General features: G+C 61.0%; 15 protein-coding genes. 9 read left to right on the top strand and 6 right to left on the bottom strand.

The genetic code is table 11. From position 1 onward, the window contains the following. The first annotated feature begins 74 nt into the window (after positions 1-74). Both hemF and aroE read left to right on the top strand, forming a co-directional pair. Complete coding sequence (gene hemF, locus FHK92_RS16905) at positions 75-989, top strand: oxygen-dependent coproporphyrinogen oxidase (RefSeq protein ID WP_181289059.1); 915 nt, start codon at positions 75-77, stop codon at positions 987-989. Between the two features lie 15 nt (positions 990-1,004). Next, positions 1,005-1,826 carry a shikimate dehydrogenase gene (aroE, locus tag FHK92_RS16900; protein ID WP_181289058.1) on the top strand — a complete coding sequence of 274 codons (822 nt, stop codon included), beginning with the start codon at positions 1,005-1,007 and terminating at the stop codon, positions 1,824-1,826. A gap of 154 nt (positions 1,827-1,980) precedes the next feature. Here the strand turns inward: aroE and FHK92_RS16895 are convergent, their stop codons facing one another. The 3 genes from FHK92_RS16895 to betC all read right to left on the bottom strand — a co-directional run bounded on the left by FHK92_RS16895 (position 1,981) and on the right by betC (position 6,186). Beyond that, complete coding sequence (locus FHK92_RS16895) at positions 1,981-3,549, bottom strand: SulP family inorganic anion transporter (RefSeq protein ID WP_181289057.1); 1,569 nt, start codon at positions 3,547-3,549, stop codon at positions 1,981-1,983. A 184-nt stretch (positions 3,550-3,733) separates the two neighbouring features. Beyond that, positions 3,734-4,654 carry a choline ABC transporter substrate-binding protein gene (gene choX / locus FHK92_RS16890; RefSeq protein ID WP_181289056.1) on the bottom strand — a complete coding sequence of 307 codons (921 nt, stop codon included), beginning with the start codon at positions 4,652-4,654 and terminating at the stop codon, positions 3,734-3,736. Between the two features lie 23 nt (positions 4,655-4,677). Beyond that, positions 4,678-6,186 (bottom strand): choline-sulfatase, encoded by a 1,509-nt coding sequence (gene betC, locus FHK92_RS16885; protein ID WP_181289055.1) that lies wholly within the window; start codon positions 6,184-6,186, stop codon positions 4,678-4,680. Positions 6,187-6,300: 114 nt separating this feature from the next. On the opposite strand from betC, the gene FHK92_RS16880 reads away from it, so the two are divergent. After that, on the top strand, positions 6,301-7,251 hold the full coding sequence (locus FHK92_RS16880) for a choline sulfate utilization transcriptional regulator (protein WP_030138970.1): 951 nt from the start codon (positions 6,301-6,303) through the stop codon (positions 7,249-7,251). A gap of 37 nt (positions 7,252-7,288) precedes the next feature. Here the strand turns inward: FHK92_RS16880 and FHK92_RS16875 are convergent, their stop codons facing one another. After that, a complete protein-coding gene (locus FHK92_RS16875) occupies positions 7,289-7,948 on the bottom strand; it encodes an NAD(P)-dependent oxidoreductase (protein WP_181289054.1) in 660 nt (219 codons plus the stop codon). Between the two features lie 85 nt (positions 7,949-8,033). Between FHK92_RS16875 and FHK92_RS16870 the strand changes: the two genes are divergently transcribed. The 6 genes from FHK92_RS16870 to FHK92_RS16845 all read left to right on the top strand — a co-directional run bounded on the left by FHK92_RS16870 (position 8,034) and on the right by FHK92_RS16845 (position 15,752). Then, complete coding sequence (locus FHK92_RS16870; RefSeq protein WP_181289053.1) at positions 8,034-8,363, top strand: DOPA 4,5-dioxygenase family protein; 330 nt, start codon at positions 8,034-8,036, stop codon at positions 8,361-8,363. A 397-nt stretch (positions 8,364-8,760) separates the two neighbouring features. Further along, the gene (locus FHK92_RS16865; RefSeq protein ID WP_181289052.1) at positions 8,761-10,068 is read left to right on the top strand and encodes a CitMHS family transporter; all 1,308 of its coding nucleotides are present in this window, start codon (positions 8,761-8,763) and stop codon (positions 10,066-10,068) included. 77 nt (positions 10,069-10,145) lie between these two features. After that, positions 10,146-10,913, top strand: a complete 768-nt coding sequence (locus tag FHK92_RS16860) for a TerC family protein (protein ID WP_181289051.1) — start codon at positions 10,146-10,148, stop codon at positions 10,911-10,913. 338 nt (positions 10,914-11,251) lie between these two features. Then, complete coding sequence (locus FHK92_RS16855; protein WP_181289050.1) at positions 11,252-12,910, top strand: Na/Pi cotransporter family protein; 1,659 nt, start codon at positions 11,252-11,254, stop codon at positions 12,908-12,910. 172 nt (positions 12,911-13,082) lie between these two features. Continuing rightward, positions 13,083-14,471 carry a M16 family metallopeptidase gene (locus FHK92_RS16850; RefSeq protein WP_181289049.1) on the top strand — a complete coding sequence of 463 codons (1,389 nt, stop codon included), beginning with the start codon at positions 13,083-13,085 and terminating at the stop codon, positions 14,469-14,471. A gap of 273 nt (positions 14,472-14,744) precedes the next feature. Beyond that, positions 14,745-15,752 (top strand): DUF5924 family protein, encoded by a 1,008-nt coding sequence (locus FHK92_RS16845; RefSeq protein ID WP_181289048.1) that lies wholly within the window; start codon positions 14,745-14,747, stop codon positions 15,750-15,752. A 173-nt stretch (positions 15,753-15,925) separates the two neighbouring features. Here the strand turns inward: FHK92_RS16845 and FHK92_RS16840 are convergent, their stop codons facing one another. Beyond that, complete coding sequence (locus tag FHK92_RS16840) at positions 15,926-17,155, bottom strand: nucleoside recognition domain-containing protein (RefSeq protein ID WP_181289047.1); 1,230 nt, start codon at positions 17,153-17,155, stop codon at positions 15,926-15,928. A 252-nt stretch (positions 17,156-17,407) separates the two neighbouring features. Beyond that, positions 17,408-18,739: a glutamate/aspartate:proton symporter GltP gene (gene gltP / locus FHK92_RS16835; RefSeq protein WP_181289046.1), complete on the bottom strand. Its 1,332-nt coding sequence runs from the start codon at positions 18,737-18,739 to the stop codon at positions 17,408-17,410. Between the last annotated feature and the right edge of the window lie 285 nt (positions 18,740-19,024).

Here is a 19,024-nt window from a genome sequence, read left to right as displayed (position 1 = left end):
GGTGTTATCCTGTGCGCCCATTTTGCCGGCGGCCTGTGTACGCCGCGCAGCGTAGCCCTGATCAAGGTGATGTCATGACTACTCGCACCGAGGCCGTGAAAGCCTATCTGCTCGACCTGCAAGACCGCATCTGCGCGGCCCTCGAAACCGAGGACGGCGGCACTCGCTTCGTCGAGGACGCGTGGACCCGGCCCGCCGGCGGTGGCGGTCGCACGCGAGTGATTGAAAACGGTACGGTGATCGAAAAAGGCGGCGTCAACTTTTCCCACGTCTTTGGCAGCGGTCTTCCACCTTCGGCCAGCGCCCATCGGCCAGAATTGGCCGGACGCGGTTTCGAGGCCTTGGGCGTCTCGCTGGTGATTCACCCGCACAATCCTCACGTGCCGACGTCCCACGCCAACGTGCGCTTTTTCATCGCTGAAAAAGAAGGCGAAGAGCCGGTCTGGTGGTTTGGCGGCGGCTTCGACCTGACCCCTTATTACGGCGTGGAAGAGGATTGTGTGCATTGGCACCGCATCGCCCAGCAAGCCTGCGAGCCTTTCGGTCCGGATGTCTATTCGCGCTACAAGGCCTGGTGCGACAGCTACTTCCACATCAAGCACCGCAACGAGCCTCGGGGCATCGGCGGCCTGTTCTTCGATGACCTGAACGAGTGGGACTTCGACACCAGCTTCGCCTTCATGCGCGCTATCGGCGATGCCTACATCGATGCCTACCTGCCTATCGTGCAACGTCGCAAGAACGATGCGTTCACGCCCAAGCAACGGGAATTCCAGGAGTTCCGCCGTGGCCGCTACGTGGAATTCAACCTGGTCTATGACCGTGGCACGCTGTTCGGCCTGCAATCGGGCGGGCGTACCGAATCGATCCTGATGTCTTTGCCGCCACAGGTCCGCTGGAGCTATGACTGGAAAGCCGAGCCGGGCAGCGATGAAGCGCGGTTGACCGACTACTTCCTGCAGGATCGCGATTGGCTGGCAACGGCCTGAACGGGGAAACATCCAATGGACCGCTACGTTGTAATGGGTAACCCGATCGGCCACAGCAAATCGCCGCTGATCCATCGCCTGTTTGCCGAGCAGACCGGCCAGGCGCTGGACTACAGCACGCTGCTGGCTCCCTTGGAGGATTTCGCCGGCTGCGCGCGGGAATTTTTCCGCGAAGGCCGTGGGGCAAACGTCACCGTGCCGTTCAAGGAAGACGCTTTCCGCTTGGCTGACCAACTGACCGAGCGGGCGCAGCGCGCCGGCGCGGTGAACACCTTGAGCAAGCTGGCCGATGGCCGTTTGTTGGGTGATAACACAGACGGCGCCGGGCTAGTGCGGGACCTGACCGTCAACGCCGGTTTCAGCCTCAAGGGCAAGCGAATCCTCTTGCTGGGCGCCGGCGGTGCGGTGCGCGGTGCCTTGGAACCGCTGCTGGCCGAAGCACCGGCTTCGGTGATCATCGCCAATCGAACGGTGGAAAAAGCCGAATTGCTCGCGGAGCTGTTCGCCGACCTGGGCCCGGTCTCGGCCAGTGGTTTCGATTGGTTGAAAGAGCCGGTGGACCTGATCATCAACGCCACGTCCGCCAGCCTGTCGGGCGATGTGCCGCCGATTGCCGCAAGCCTGATCGAGCCGGGCAAGACCTTTTGCTACGACATGATGTACAGCAAGGAGCCGACTTCGTTCTGCCGTTGGGCCCGCGAACACGGCGCGGCGGTGGCGATGGATGGCTTGGGCATGCTGGCCGAGCAGGCGGGCGAAGCGTTCTACCTGTGGCGCGGCGTTCGCCCGGACACCGCGCCGGTGCTGGCCGAGTTGCGTCGCCAGCTCGCGCTCTAGGCTTCAGGCTGTTGTGGCGAGGGGATTTATCCCCGCTGGACTGCGAAGCAGTCCCCAAAAAGAGGGGCCGCTTCGCGCCCCAGCGGGGATAAATCCCCTCGCCACAGGTGTTCGACGCCACAGATCTATCAGCCTTAAGCTTTTTGCCGCTCCTTCAATCCTCGAAATGAATCGGGCACGCCTGCGCGCCCTCCAACTTCAACAACTCCTCCACCACCTGCGGCCTTGCCCCACGCAAGGTCAGGCTACGCCCCTGGCTGCGCAACCGCCGGGCTTCCTGGTGAAGCATTTCCACGCCGGAATAGTCGATGAAGTTGATCTGCTGGGCATCGATCACCACCCGTTGCGCCTGCAGACGCTGCAGACGCACCTGCAAATAATGACTGGCACCGAAAAAGATCGAGCCTCCCACCCTCAGCACATCCGCCTCGCCTTCGCGGCTATGGTGCACGCGCGGCTGTGAGGTGCGCTTGAGATAAAAAAACAGCGAAGCGAGGACGCCGGCATAGATGGCGGTTTGCAGTTCCAGCAGCAGCGTGGCCAGGCAGGTCAGGCCCATGACCAGGAACTCGGAGCGACTCACCCGGTGTAACGCTCGGATGCCCCGATGGTCCACCAGGCCCCAGGCAATCAGCAGGATACTGCCGGCCATGGCAGGAATCGGAATGTGTGCGATGAGCTTCGCGCCGGCCACCGCAAACAACGCCACCCACAGCGCCGAGAACACCCCGGCCAGCGGCGAGCAGGCGCCAGCCTCATAGCTGAGGCCGGAACGGGTGAAGGAACCGGCTGACAACGACCCGGCGAAAAATCCTCCAACGATATTCGAAAGGCCCTGCGCCCTAACTTCCTGATTCGCATCGAGCAATTGCCCCGAGCGGACCGACAGCGAGCGGGCGATGGACAGGCTGGTCACCAACCCGAGCATGCCCACCGCAACGGCGCCGGGCAGCAGACGCAGGATCAGCTCCAGATCCAGTGGCAACGGAGTGAACGGCGGCAAGCGCCCGGTAAAGGCGCTGACCAACGCCACATGCCCGAACATCGTCGGCCAGGCCCAGACCACCAGGCTGCTGATGACCAACGTTATCAACAGGCTCGGCCAGCGCGGCAGCAAGCGTTTCAGCACAATGCCCAGGGCCAGGGTGCCCAGTCCCAACATTAGCGAAGGTTTATCCACAGCCCCGATGTGGCTGAACAACATGAGCAGGCTCTTCAACGCCGTGGCTTCGTTCGGCAGGTCCAGGCCCAGCAGGTTCGGCAATTGCCCCAGGGCAATGACCACCGCCGCGCCCAAGGTGAAACCCAGTACCACCGAATGCGAGACAAAATTGACCAGCGCCCCGAACCGCAGCAACCCGAGCAGCCATTGGAAAATGCCCGCCAAGACCGTCAGCAACAGGATCAGCGTGATGTAGTCCTGGGACGCAGGCACCGCCAAGGGACTGACCGTGGCGTATAGGACGATGGAGATCGCCGCCGTAGGACCGCAGATCAAATGCCACGACGAACCCCACAGGCACGCGATCAGCACCGGCACGATCGCCGCGTACAGCCCGTACTCGGGCGGCAATCCGGCAATCAGGGCGTAGGCAATGGACTGTGGCAGCGCCAGGATCGCGCCGCTGAGGCCGACAACCAGGTCGCGACCGACACTGACGCGCGTCTGCCGGGGCAGCCAGCTCAAGAAGGGAAAGAGTGAATGGCGCGTGGGGATTGCCATGGGGCCTCAAGGGATGGGGTTTGGCGCAAGAGTATCAGGTGAGCCAACGTGGCGAGGGAGCTTGCTCCCGCTGGGTTGCGAAGCGGCCCCAAAACCTGAAGGCGCAGTATCAGCTGGATCTGCATGATTGGTTTTGGGAGAGCTGCGCTCTCCAGCGGGAGCAAGCTCCCTCGCCACAAGAGCTTTATAGCTTGGCTTTGACTGCCGCCAGCGCATCCTTGCCATCCGCCGTCTTCACGCCGTCCAGCCATTTATCCAGCACCGCCGGGTTGGCCTTGATCCAGGCCTTGGCCGCTTCGGCGTTGCTGACTTTCTTGTTCACCACCTCAGCCATGATGCTGTTTTCCATTTCCTGGGTGAAACTCAGGTTGGTCAGCAGCTTGCCAACGTTCGGGCAGGCCTGTGCGTAACCTTTGCGCGTCAGGGTGTACACGCTGCCGGTGTCGCCGAAATATTTCTCGCCGCCCTTGAGGTAATGCATCTTCAGCTGCACGTTCATCGGGTGCGGGGTCCAGCCGAGGAAGGTCACGAACTTCTGTTTTTTCACGGCGCGGGAGACTTCCGCCAACATCGCCTGCTCGCTCGATTCCACCAGTTTCCAGTCACCCATGCCGAAATCGTTGGTCTTGATGATTTCCTTCAGGGAAAGGTTGGCCGGGGCGCCGGAGCCGATGCCGTAGATCTTTTTATCGAACTTGTCGGCGAATTTGTTCAGGTCGGCAAAGTTATGCACACCCGCATCCCAAACATAATCCGGAACCGCCAGGGTGAATTCAGTGCCATCAAGGTTCTTGGCCAGTTGCGTGACGTCGCCGTTGGCCACGAATTTGTCGTAGAAGCCCTGCTGCGCCGGCATCCAGTTACCCAAAAAAACATCGACCTGGCCGTCCTTCAGGCCGCCAAAGGTGATCGGTACGGCAAGGGTATCGACCTTGGGCTTGTAACCCATGCCTTCCAGCAGGAAACCGGTGATGGCGTTGGTTGCGGCGATGTCGCTCCAGCCCGGGTCAGCCATCTTGACCGTATCGCAGCTTTGCTCGGCCCACGCCGAAACACTGCTCAACGCCAACAGCCCGGCGGCCAGTACTGTGGATAACTTTTGCATGTGCTTCCCCTTACGTTATTGGTTTATTGGCAGGGTTGTGGATAACGGGCCTTGCGCTCCAGATCGTCCAGGTCGATGTGGTTGCGCATGTACTGCTGGCTGGCGTCTACGAACGGCTGGTGGTCCCAGCTCTTGAGTTTGCCCAGGGTCAGCGCTTGGGCAACGAAACGGCGACGGCGCTGGCTGGCGAGCACCTGTTGATAAATGGTTGGAATGTCCCATTTCGCCCGCGCTTCGGCGAGGAAGTCGGACAAGAGCGCCTGGTGCTCTGGCGATTGGCTGAGATCCTCCTGCTCCTTGGGATCGTTGCGTACATCGAACAGCAGGCATGGATCATCCTCGCTGTAGATGAATTTCCACGGGCCGCGACGAATCATCATCAACGGACTGATCGTGCCTTCGGCCATGTATTCGCCGAAGACCTCGTCATGCCCGCCCTGCCCTTGCAAATGCGGCACCAGCGAGCGGCCATCCAGCGGCAAACCTGGCTCAAGCGTACCGCCGGCCAATTCCACCAGGGTTGGCAGCAAGTCGGCGGTGGACACCGCCGCGCCAACACGGGCGCTGGCGAACTGCCCCGGAGCGCTGATCAGCAACGGTACGCGGGCGGCCATTTCGAACCAGTGCATTTTGTACCAGAGGCCCTTTTCGCCGAGCATGTCTCCGTGATCGCCGGAGAAGACGATGATGGTGTCATCGATCAATCCGGTATCTTCAAGGGTCTGCAGCAGCTTGCCGACGTTGCTGTCGATGTAGCTGCACGCCCCGAAGTACGCGCGGCGGGCGTCGCGAATCTTATCCACAGGCAGCGGCTTGTCCCAGAGATCATAGACTTTGAGCAGGCGTTGGGAATGTGGATCAAGCTCGGACTGCGCCGGGGTCGCAGGCAAAGGGATGTCGTTGTCGTCGTACAAATCCCAGAACGCCTTGGGAATCGTGTACGGATCGTGTGGGTGAGTCATCGACACCGTCAGGCAAAACGGCTGGTCGCCGTCCTCGCGGATGTGGTCGAACAGATATTGCTGGGCCTTGAAGACCACCTCTTCATCGAAGTCCAACTGGTTGGTGCGCACGCACGGTCCGGCCTGCAACACTGACGACATGTTGTGATACCAGCTCGGCCGTACATCCGGCTCGTCCCAATTCACGGCCCAGCCGTAGTCAGCGGGGTAAATGTCACTGGTCAGGCGTTCTTCGTAGCCGTGCAACTGGTCCGGCCCGCAGAAATGCATCTTGCCGGACAACGCCGTGCGATAACCGAGGCGACGCAGGTAGTGGGCGTAGGTTGGAACGTCCGCAGGGAAATCCGCCGCGTTGTCGTAGGCGCCGATCTTGCTCGGCAACTGCCCGCTCACCAGCGTAAAGCGCGACGGAGCGCAGAGCGGGCTGTTGCAATAGGCAGCGTCGAACACCACGCCTTGGTCGGCCAGGCGTGACAGGTTTGGCAGCTTGATCGGCGACGGACCGTAGATCGGCAACATTGGCGCGGCCATTTGATCGGCCATGATGAAAAGAATGTTCTTGCGCTTCATGTATTCGCGGCATTCCATAGTGGGCAGTTATGCGATAGTGCTGCGATTGAGCATGTCGCCCGTGCCTTTTGGGGTAAAGCCCATGCAAGACAATGACTAGGATAAGCACAGCTTATGTATGACGCCTTGGGTGACCTGTCGCTGGACTTGTTCCGCGCCTTCGAATCAGCGGCTCGCCAGCAGAGCTTTACTGCGGCCGCGATTGAGTTGGGCACTACGCAACCGGCCATCAGCCAGCAGATCAAACGGTTGGAGGAACAACTGGGCACGCGGTTGTTCGATCGCATCTATCGCGGCATCGAATTGACCGAGGCCGGCGCCATCCTTTTCGAGCAAGTTCAGGCCGGTTTGCAGAGCATCGATGCAGGACTTACCGCAATCACCGCTCAGCATCAGCATGAGGTGCTGCAAGTCGCGACGGATTTCGCGTTCGCCGCCTATTGGCTGATGCCGCGACTGCATCGGTTCCACGCGGCCAATCCGCAGGTGGATGTGAGCCTGGTGACCAGCGAACGCAACCACAACATGCTTCGTACCGATATCGACGTTGCGGTGTTGTTTGGCGACGGTCGCTTCAAGCAAGGCGAAAGTCATTGGCTTTTCAGCGAAGAAGTTTTTCCGGTGTGCAGCCCGCTGCTGCTCAAGGAACGCCCCCTGCCCTTGCCGGCCCAGGCCTTGTCGGAATTCCCGCTGCTGCATTTGCGTGGCGGCAACAGCAGCGCCTGGTTCGACTGGAGTGGGGTTTTCCGAGAGCTGGGCATCACCTCGCCACCGGCGCCTGGGCAGCTGCGGTTCGACAACTACACCCTGCTCATCCAGGCCGCGATCGGCGGCCAAGGCGTCGCCATCGGTTGGCGGCACCTTGTGGATAACTTATTGGCGCAGGGGTTGTTGTGCCGTCCGATCGCCGAAACGGTGCTGTCGCGGCTGGGGTATTACGTGGTCTTGCCCCAGCGAAAACGTCGTGGGGTGTTGATCAAATTGTTCGTGGATTGGTTGATGGAGGAACAGGCCAACAGTGCTGAGTCGCTGACTGGATTGCCGCTGCCTTCGATTGCTGTTTGAAAGATCGTCCGAACGCGGCCCGAGCCTTCGGCAGCTCCTACACGGCGGGCACGAAATTCACGTGCTGGCCCACATGCAGGTTCAAGCGCAGTTCATCGGCGATACCGACGGCAACGCGACTCAAGCGCTCCAACGATTCGGCCATGCCCGGCTCAAGGCTGGTGCTGACGTGGCTGAAATGCTCGATACTCAGCCCCTGCACCGCATAGGGCGCATTGACGAGGGTCCATTGCAAGGCGCTGTTCTTCAGGGCATCGAGAATTTCTTCGGCGGCGTGGCGCTGCAGGTCGTCTTCCGACGCGTCTTCCTCCAATACCGAGAAATTTCCCACCAGGAATAAACGCGGAATGTTGACTGCCTGCATGCCAGCAATCAGCGCATCCACTGCCAAGACCTGTTCCACGGGGCCGGGGATAAGCGTGCGCTCCACCTGTTCGCTGCTCATCGGCAACCCCGGTGCATTCAACAGGCACACCACGGCGCTTGCTCCCGCGACGCTCTGCTTGACGCGTTCGGGGTCGAATAGATCGCCGGTCTTGGCTCGCAAGCCCGGACGCGGCGCCAGCGCCGTAAGATCATCCAGGATGGCGATGATTTCATGCTGGCGGCGCAGCAATTCAGCCATCAACGCACTGCCGAGGCTGCTCATGGCACCATAGAGCACCACTTTGATGACCGGGGTTTCGGCGTTTTTCATGGCTGGCTTTCCTTTTTTCCCGCGTGTAAAGCCTCTGACACACGGTAAACCGAGAGGGTTCGGCTGCTCTTGCAAGGAGTGACAAATGCAACGGATCAAGGGCTATCACGCCCACGTCTATTTCGACGCCCATACACTCGACCAGGCGCGGACCTTGTGTGAGGAAGCAGCGCAACTGTTCCCGCTGGAAATGGGGCGGGTGCACCAACGACCGGTCGGCCCCCACCCGGACTGGAGTTGCCAACTGGCGTTCGATCCTCAGTACATCGGCGTGGTCCTGCCGTGGCTGGCCCTGAACCGTAAGGGACTGGTGATTTTTCTGCATCCCAACACCGGGGATGACCTGGCGGACCACACCGACCATGCGATCTGGATGGGCGCGGTGCGGCCGTTGAAACTTTCAGCATTGAAGTGAAACGCTGATTGCTTTTGTGGCGAGGGAGCTTGCTCCCGCTCGGTCGCGCAGCGTCCGCAAAATCCTGGGGCCGCTGCGCATCCCAGCGGGAGCAAGCTCCCTCGCCACAAAAGCACAGCAGCACAGGCTCGCTTGGCCAATCATCAGCCAGTGCGGCAGCGAAAGCCTGCTGAAAGCTTGCGCGATTAGGATCGCCTCACCTACCGGCAACAGACCGGTGGCCAACAACGAGGCTTCGAACGCTCGTGAGGCCTTTTTAACAACAACAATGGTGATCCTGATGTCCGCTGCTACCTGTCCCGCTGCACCCACTCCATCCGTCCGTCCCGTGCCTTGCATCCTGCGCTGACCTGTCCAGTTCGCATTTCATAGCCGCGCCACGCCTGGAGTATTTCCCATGCTGACTTTCCTTGGCTTCGCCATGGTCATCACGTTCATGTTCCTGATCATGACCAAGCGCCTGTCCGCGCTGATCGCCCTGATCATCATCCCGATCCTGTTTGCCCTGTTCGGTGGTTTTGCGCCGAAGATCGGCCCGATGATGCTCGAAGGCATCACCAAGCTCGCCCCGACCGGGGTGATGCTGATGTTTGCCATTCTCTATTTCGCCCTGATGATCGACTCCGGCCTGTTCGACCCGGCCGTGCGCAAGATCCTCAAGCTGGTCAAGGGCGACCCGTTGAAAGTTTCGGTCGGTACCGCCGTCCTGGCGCTCGTCGTTTCCCTTGATGGTGACGGCGCGACCACTTATATGATCTGCGTGGCCGCCATGCTGCCGCTCTACAGCCGCATCGGCATGAGCCCGCGGATCATGGCTGGCCTGATCATCCTCGCCGGCGGCGTGATGAACATGACCCCATGGGGCGGCCCGACGGCCCGCGCGGCCAGTGCGCTGCACGTGGACCCGTCCGACATCTTCGTGCCGATGATTCCGGCGATGCTGGCTGGCGTGGTGGCGATCCTGGTGATTGCCTATATGTACGGCAAGCGCGAGCGTGCCCGCCTGGGTGAGCTGCACTTGGCGAGCGATGAAATCGATCACAGCGAAATCAGCGTTTCCCAATTCCCGGACGCTCGCCGTCCGAAGCTGATCTGGTTCAACGGCGCGCTGACCCTGGCCCTGATGTGCACCCTGATCGCCGGCCTGTTGCCGCTGCCGGTGCTGTTCATGGTGGCGTTCAGTATCGCGATGATCGTCAACTACCCGTGCCTGCAACAGCAGAAAGACCGCGTCGCCGCCCACGCTGGCAGCGTCCTGGCGGTGGTCGGGCTGATTTTCGCAGCGGGGATCTTCACTGGCATCCTGTCCGGCACCGGCATGGTCGATGCCATGTCCAAAAGCCTGTTGGCGGTCATCCCGGACTTCCTCGGTCCTTACCTGGCGGTCATCACCGCGCTGGTGAGCATGCCGTTCACATTCTTCATGTCGAACGATGCATTTTATTACGGGGTGTTACCGGTTTTGGCCGAAGCGGCCAGCCACTACGGCATCACTGCGGTCGAAATGGCCCGTGCTTCGATCGTCGGCCAGCCCGTCCACCTGCTGAGCCCGCTGGTTCCGTCGACTTATCTGCTGGTGGCCCTGGCCGGGATCGAGTTCGGCGATCACCAGCGCTTCACCTTGAAGTGGGCAGTGCTGGTTTGCCTGTGCATAATGTTCGCCGCCTTGCTGATGGGGATTTTTCCGCTGTTCAGCACTCTATAAAAGCAATGCCCGCTGCGTCGCCCCTCTCGGGTAACCGGAGGCGCGGCGCGGCCTAACACTCGCTCAAAGGAACTCACATGGAATGGCTGACCAACCCGGAAATCTGGGTTGCCTTCTTTACCCTGACCGCCCTGGAAATCGTCCTGGGCATCGATAACATCATCATGATTTCGATCCTGGTCAGCCGCATGCCCAAGCACATGCAAGCGCGCACCCGGATCTTCGGCCTGGCCCTGGCCATGGTCACGCGGATCCTGCTGCTGCTGTCCATCACTTGGGTCATGCGCCTGACCGCCGATTTGTTCGAAGTGTTCGGCCAGGGCATCTCCGGTCGCGACCTGATCCTGTTCTTCGGTGGCCTGTTCCTGCTGTGGAAAAGCTCCCAGGAGATGTACCACGCGCTGGAAGGCGAAGACGAAAGCGACGACGGGCCTTCGGGCAAGGGCGGCAATTTCCTCTACACCATCATCCAGATCGCGATCATCGACATCGTGTTCTCCCTGGACTCGGTCATCACCGCCGTCGGCATGGTCTCCCATGTACCGGTCATGGTCGCGGCGATCATCGTCGCTGTGCTGGTGATGATGCTGGCCTCGGGCACGATCAGCGAATTCATCGACAAGCATCCGTCGCTGAAGATGCTGGCGCTGTCGTTCCTGCTGGTGGTCGGTACCGTACTGATCGCCGAGTCGTTCGACGTGCACGTGCCAAAAGGCTACGTCTACTTCGCCATGGCGTTCTCGCTGGCGGTGGAAGCGATCAACATCAAGATGCGCACCGCCATTGCGCGCAAGCGCAAGCAGCAGGATCCGGTGAAACTGCGCAAGGATGTTCCGGGTCAGTAAAGGTGTAGGGCAATGAACGAAGGGGCTCTTGGGAGCCCCTTTTTCATGCCTGCATAAAAGTCGTCGAATGCAAACCTGTGGGAGCGAGCTTGCTCGCGAAAGCGGTCTGCCTGAACCGGTGATGTTGGAGTTGATGCCGCCTTCGCGAGCAGGCTCGCTCCCACAGGGGTTTGAGGTGTTTTCGAGGAATTTATTTTTATGACAGTTTTGTTTCAAACGCTTCTTTAGCTGTGCAATGCTGGCGTCCGAACCGTTCGGCAACTACAGCTTAAGTACAAGAAGTAAAACGATGTGGCACCGTCAATTTGTCCCTTTGGGACGCTAACAGGGGGCTCCTCATGCTGACCCTGCTGAATCTACTCTCCGCCGTGGCCTTGCTGATCTGGGGCACGCATATCGTCCGTACCGGCATCTTGCGGGTCTACGGCTCGAACCTGCGCCATGTCATTGGCCAGAACATGTCCCGCCGCTGGCTGGCGTTTATCGCGGGCATCATGGTGACCGCCATGGTCCAGAGCAGCAACGCCACGGCCATGCTGGTCACCTCCTTCGTCGGCCAGGGCCTGATGGCACTGACCCCCGCGCTGGCGACCATGCTGGGCGCCGATGTCGGCACCGCATTGATGGCACGGGTGCTCACCCTCGATCTGTCGTGGTTGTCGCCGCTGCTGATTTTTCTCGGGGTGATTTTCTTCCTGTCGCGCAAACAGACCCGCGTCGGGCAAATGGGCCGGGTCGGTATCGGCCTGGGCCTGATCATCCTGGCCTTGCAGTTGATCGTCGAAGCCGCTGCGCCCATCACCCAGGCCCAAGGGGTGAAGGTGATCTTCGCCTCGCTGACCGGCGATGTCCTGCTCGATGCGTTGGTCGGTGCGTTGTTCGCGATGATCTCCTATTCCAGCCTGGCGGCAGTGTTGCTGACTGCGACACTGGCTGGCGCCGCGGTGATCAGTTTGCCGGTGGCCATCGGCCTGGTGATCGGCGCCAACATCGGCAGCGGCGTGCTGGCGTTTCTCAGCACCAGCATGCAGAACGCCGCCGGCCGCCAGGTGGCGCTGGGCAGCCTGTTGTACAAGCTGATCGGCCTGTTGCTGATCATTCCGGTGCTCGATCCGCTGGTGAGCTGGTTGGACAGCCTGGATTTCAGCCCCCAGGAAACCGTGATTGGTTTCCACTTGCTCTACAACACCGTGCGTTGCCTGGTGCTGTTGCCCAGCGTCGGGCCGATGGCCAGGCTTTGTGCCTGGTTGCTGCCGGAACGCCCGGAAACCAATGGCAAGGCCACGTCCCGACACCTGGACCCCACCGCCCTCGCTACCCCGAGCCTGGCACTGGCGAACGCCGCCCGGGAAACCTTGCGCATCGGCGACCTGATCGAAAACATGCTCGAAGCCATGCTCGGCGTGCTGCGGGGCGAGCAAACGGCAATCACCCAGCAGGTGCGCAGCATGAGCGACGACGTCGAAGCGCTGTGCAGTTCGATCAAGCTCTACATGGCGCAAATGCCCCGGGAAGACCTCAGCGAGCAGGACAGCCGTCGCTGGGCGGAAATCATCGAGCTCGCCATCAACCTGAAGCTGGCCAGTGACCTGATCGAACGGATGTTGCGCAAGGTCCAGCAGCAAAAAACCTCACAACGCCGTTCGTTTTCCGAGGTGGGCCTGGAGGAATTGGCGGGGCTGCACAGCCACCTGATCGCCAACCTGCGGCTGGGGTTGTCGGTTTTTCTCAGCGCCGACCGGGAAAGCGCTCGCCAACTGCTGCGTGAGAAACGGCGTTTTCGGGCCCAGGAACGGCGGATGGCCCATGCCCACGTCAGCCGCCTGCACCGCAAGGTCGTGCAAAGCCTGGAGACCAGCTCCCTGCACCTGGAACTGATCGCCGACATGCGGCGCCTGAACTCGCTGTTCTGCGGCAGCGCCTACGTGGTGCTGGAAACGTCCGAAATTGGCGCACTGGCCGCCGATGAAATTTCCGATATTACCCATTCGCCGTGAACGACTGGCGTCCTGGCCAGTCATTAAAAGGGGTCCGGGGCGCAAGCCAATCGCGAGCCAGGCAACTCCCGCGGTCATGAACGCAGCGTACATTCGATGTGGGAGCGAGCCTGCTGGCGATGAAGGCTAGCCCGGCACCATGGATCTTCATTCAGCCGCCAGGAAGCCCGCTATGCGTTGTCTGTTGCTCGCCTTGCTTTTGTTCGGTTCCTTGCCCGCGTTCGCCGTGGATCGATTCCAGGTTGAAGGCTACACGTTGCCCAACGGCATGCAGCTCATACTCAAGCCCGGCACGGAACGCGGGCATGTGGCGATTCGGCTGGTGGTGGGCGTTGGCCTCGATGATTTCAACTGCGCCGACAAAGAGCTGCCGCACCTGCTCGAACATCTGCTGTTCAGTGGCGTCGACGATACGGGTGAAGGTGGCCTGGAAGAACGCATGCAGGCCCTGGGCGGCGAGTGGAATGCCTTTACCAGCAACGCCGATACCACGTTTGTCATCGAGGCGCCGGCGAGCAACCAACGCAAGGTCCTGGACTTGCTGCTGGCGTTGCTGACCCGTACCCGCATCGATGAAAAGGCCCTGGCCGCGGCCAAACGGGTGGTTGAACGCGAGGACGGCGGGCACTACACCCATCTGCAACGCTGGCTGGACCATCAAGACCTGGGCCACAAGGCCAGCAATCAACTGGCGGTGGAGCTGGGCTTGCGTTGCGAGGAACGGGCCGAGGTCGAACATCTGTCCCTCGCCCGACTCGAGCAGGTGCGCAAGGCCTGGTACGCGCCGAACAATATGACTTTGATCGTGGTTGGCGACCTCGATCGATTGCTGCCGGCGTATCTGGATCGCACCTTCGGCGAGCTTGAGCCGGTCGAGCCCAGTGTCCACGAACCGCTGCCCCAGATCCGCTACAGCGCGGTCACCAAGCGCAACCTCATCCAAGGCCTGGTCGGCAATGGCGCCAAGCTCCACTGGCTGTTCCCGGAACCGGTGCTGGAAGAGCAACACGACGAGACCTTCGACCTGCTCAAGGAATATCTGGATTGGGCGCTCTATCGCCAATTGCGCTTGGCCGACGGCCTGTCCTATGGGCCTTGGACGGAGCGGGAAGTGCTGGGCGGCGTCGGTTTCATGAGCCTGAACGCCGACCTGGCCCGCGAGGACCTGCCGCTAGCCGAACAGTCGTTGGAACAGCTGCGCAGCACGTTACTCAAGGACGGCCTGAATCCCGAGAGTTTCGTGCGGATAAAACGCGCCGCCATTGCCCACCAGTCCTGGGCCGTCCAAGGCAACAGCGCCCTGGCGGATTACTACTGGAGCGCCCTCGGCGACTACGAAGACGGCCGCTTCGCCAATCCCGCCGCGCGCCTGCAGGACGTCAGCCTGGAACAAGCCAACCGGGCCCTGCGCGAACTGCTCAAGGACCCGGGATATTTGCGCATCGAGAAACCGTTGCTCAGTGATGACCAGCTTGTCTGGGGGCTGGGTGGGTTGGTCGCGTTGTTGCTGGTGTTGCTGGGCTGGCTGGTGCGCCGCAGGACGCGACCGACGACCGATTGAGCCGCGCTGTGGGACGAGCCTGCCGACGATGACTCCAGCCCATGACAACGCGATCCCGTGGCGAGGGAGCTTGCTCCCGCTCGGCTGCGCAGCAGCCGCAACCGGGCGATGCGGTCTATCTGAAGAAAGGCTGGGGCCCGCTTCGCAGGCCAGCGGGAGCAAGCTCCCTCGCCAAGTAAGATAATCACCGGACGCGTCGCGATCCTCGCCATGTCAGCGCCCTGGCGATACTCTGTCAGGGATATTTCCTACGACTTACTGTGAAACCGCCGAATGCCGAACCTGACTCATTTAATCCAGCGCATCCTAGAGCTGATGAAGCGCTATCCAGGGGTCATCGCGCTCGGCGGTTTTGTTTCCGGGGTCGGCAGCTTCATGCTGGTGGACCGTCAGCAGAGCCTGGCGACCTGGATCACCATCATCATGTTGGTGAGCTGGCTCTGGCTGATGCTGGAAAACACCCTGACGCGGCTGTTCACCAAAATTTTCAAACGGGAAATACCCCAGCCGCTGTTGCGCTACGCCACGCAAATGATTCACCAGGAAAGCCTGTTTTTCGTCCTGCCGTTTTTCTTCATCACCACTACTTGGAACAGCAGCCAGCTGGTCTTTACCGGCCTGCTGACGATCGCGGCACTGATTTCGATCATTGACCCGCTGTATTACAAATGGCTGGCCCCCCGGCGCTGGGCGTTCCTGGCGTTGCACACGCTGACGCTGTTCGCCGCGCTGCTCACCGCGCTGCCGGTAATTGTCCACCTGACCACCGACCAGAGCTTCAAACTGGCGCTGGGCATCGCCATGCTGTTGTCGTTCCCGAGCCTGGCCTCGATCTTTCCGATTCGTACCGTGCGCAACGCGTTGGCGATTCTGTGCATTACCTTGGGAATTGGCGCCGCCGGCTGGGTGCTGCGCTCCTGGGTACCACCCGCGACGCTATGGATGACCGAAGTGGCGATCAGCACCCAAGTGGAAGATCGCACACCGGGCGCCAGCCTCAAGCAAGTCAGCGCGGCGCAGATTCGCAGCAATGGCCTGTATGCCTACACCGCCATCAATGCCCCGCGAGGGCTCGACGAGCGCATTTACCACGTCTGGCAATTCAACGGCAAAGAAGTGGACCGCATCGCCTTGGACATCCATGGCGGGCGCAAGGAAGGCTATCGGGCCTGGACTCATAAGCAGAATTTCCCAGACAACCCGACAGGCAAATGGCAGGTGCGAGTGCTGACGGAGAATGGCCAGATGATCGGCGTGCTGCGTTTCGAGGTGACCGACTGAAGGTCCTCCGGACCTTATCGCGAGCAAGCTCGCTCCCACAGGGGATCTGCGGCGTTCATGGCCTCGGGGGAAGACACTTGACCTGTGGGAGCCGAGCTTGCTCGCGATGACGGCGGCACATCCAACAGATGTGTCAACCGATCATCGTTATCGTGAGCAACTCACTCCGCCGGTCAGCCGAAGAACCAGTAGCAAACCCCGATAGCCGCCACCACGCCGGCCAATTCAGCCAGCAGCGCGCAACCCACCGCATGGCGCGCGCGCTGGATCCCTACGGCACCGAAATAGACCGCCAGCACGTAGAAGGTGGTTTCGGTGCTGCCCTGGATGGTCGCCGCCACCAGGGACGGAAAGCTGTCCACCCCGGAAGTCTTCATGGTTTCGATCAGCATCGCCCGGGCGGCACTGCCGGAGAACGGCTTGACCATGGCCGTCGGCAGCGCGTCGACAAAACGCGTGTCCAGGCCCGCCCATTGCACCAGGTGACGGATGCCGTCCAGGCCGAAATCCAGCGCGCCCGAAGCCCGCAAAACACCGACGGCGCAAAGCATCGCCACCAGGTAGGGCAACAGGCTCTTGGCGACGTCGAAGCCCTCCTTCGCGCCTTCGACGAACGTTTCGTACACCTTCACCTTGCGCAGCGCGCCCACCACCAGGAACAGGACGATCAAGCCGAACAGCGTCAGGTTGCCCAAGATCGACGACAGCCCCGCCAGCGCAGTGGCCGAGAGCGTCGCCAACAGCGCCATGAAGCCGCCCAGCGCCAGCGCACCCGGAATCAGATAGGCCAGCACCACCGGATCCCACAGGCGCAGACGCTGCATGAACGCCACGGACAGCAGCCCCATCAGGGTCGAGGCGCTGGTGGCGAGCAGGATCGGCAGGAACACCAGAGTCGGGTCCGGCGCGCCTTGCTGGGCGCGGTACATGAAGATAGTGACGGGCAGCAGGGTCAACGACGACGCGTTCAGTACCAGGAACAGGATTTGCGCGTTGCTGGCGATGGTCGGGCTGGGATTGAGATCTTGCAGGGCGCGCATGGCCTTGAGGCCAATGGGCGTGGCGGCGTTGTCCAGCCCCAGACCGTTGGCAGCGAAATTGAGGGTAATCAAGCCGATCGCCGGGTGGCCGGCGGGCACTTCCGGCATCAAGCGCAGGAACAGCGGGCCAAGGGCCTTGGCCAGCCAGTCGACGATGCCGGCTTTTTCAGCGATGCGCAGGAATCCCAGCCACAGCGTCAAGGTACCGAACAGCAAGACCATGACTTCGACCGACAGCTTGGCCATGGCAAAGATGCTTTCCACCATGGCGGCGAAGATTCCGGCGTTGCCGCCGATCAGCCACTGCGCCAGCGCCGACACGGCTGCCACGATAAAGAAGCCAAGCCACAGGCCATTGAGCATCGGTTAAATCCCCCGGAAGATGCGGCGCATGATAGCGGGGCTGGCAGAAACGACAAACCCCGGATTTCTCCGGGGTTTGATTGGCACTGCACAGATGATCAATGAAACCCGTGGGAGCGAGCTTGCTCGCGATGGCGGTGTGTCAGCCAATAACAAGGGTGACGGATCTGACGCAATCGCGAGCAAGCTCGCTCCCACAATGATCAGGGGCTGTTCAGGCACCTTGATGCTGGCCCAAACGCCCTTCACTGATCAACGGCTAGAAGTTTCCCCAGCCGGCAGCGGCTCCTTGCTGCGCCAGTGCGGCAGGGAGTTCCAGTAGCGCTGGCCCTTGGCATCGTCGTACATGCCTTCCCAGCGGGAAATGACCAGCACGGCCAGGGCGTTGCCGATCACGTTCAGCGCTGTACGGGCCATGTCCATGATGCGGTCGACACCGGCAATGAACGCCAGGCCTTCCAGCGGAATGCCAACGCTGCCCAACGTGGCCAGCAGCACCACGAACGATACGCCCGGCACGCCAGCAATACCCTTGGAGGTCACCATCAAGGTCAATACCAGCATCAATTGCTGACCGATGGACAAGTCGATGCCGTACAGCTGGGCGATGAAAATCGCCGCGATGCTTTGGTACAGGGTCGAACCGTCGAGGTTGAACGAATAACCGGTGGGCACCACGAAGCTGCAAATGGCTTTCGGCGCACCGTACGCCTCCATCTTCTCGATCACCCGTGGCAACACGGTTTCGGAACTGGCGGTGGAGTAGGCCAGCACCAGCTCATCCTTGAAGATGCGCATCAACTTGATCACCGAGAAACCGAACAGGCGAGCGATCAGGCCCAGCACCACGAAGGCGAAGAAGGCGATGGCGACATAAACCAGGATGACCAGTTTCGCCAGCGGCAGCAGGGAAGCGAAACCGAAGTTGGCGACGGTCACTGCGATCAGGGCAAACACACCGATTGGCGCGTAGCTCATGATCATGTGAGTGACCTTGAACATGCTTTCCGAGACGCCCTGGAACATCTTCACCAGCGGGTCGCGCAGGTCCGATTGCAGGCTGGACAAGCCGAGGCCGAACAGCACGGAGAAGAAGATGATCGGCAGCATCTCGCCGCGAGCGACGGCGGCGAAGATGTTCGATGGGATCAGGTTGAGGATCGTCTGCACGAACGCATGCTCATGCTGGACCTCGGCGGCCGTGGCCTGGTACTTGGAAATATCCACTGTACCTAGGGTGCTCATGTCGATGCCGCTGCCCGGCTGGAAGAAGTTCGCCAACAGCAGGCCCACGACAATGGCGATGGTCGTGACGATTTCAAAGTAAATGATGGTCTTGAAACCGATGCGCCCAAGTTTCTTGGCGTCCCCGACCCCGGCAATGCCGACGATCAGCGAAGAGATCACGATAGGGATCACGATCATCTTGATCAGACGGATAAAGATATCGCCTGCCGGTTGCAGCACGTTGCTGATCCACCAGGCCTTCTCGGCACTGAAGTGGTTGAGCAGCGCACCGATTGCAATCCCGAGCACCAGACCGATGAGGATCTGCCAGGCGAGGCTTAGTTTTGCCTTCTTCATATCATTACCCTTACTTCAGTTGGACTCGGGCAGCAGCGTCAACGGATGGCCAAATGGCGATGCGAAGTCGTGCTGCTGCCCCCGTATAACGTCACCCGAGCGCCCACGACGGCTCACTGGCAGGCGAAAAAAGGCGCAACTATTGCCACGCGAGGGGGGATCGTCTAATGCCGTAACCGCCTACCCCATGCCGAATCGGCATGAGATTTCCCAAGTGAAACGTGCGTCCCAATCGGTTCGAAAGCGCCACTTCAGCAGGCATAAACGCCGTCAGCCGGCCATTTC

The sequence above is a fragment of the Pseudomonas brassicacearum subsp. neoaurantiaca genome (genome assembly GCF_013608025.1).
GTDB lineage: Bacteria > Pseudomonadota > Gammaproteobacteria > Pseudomonadales > Pseudomonadaceae > Aquipseudomonas.
This window is presented reverse-complemented; position numbering and strand designations above follow the sequence as displayed.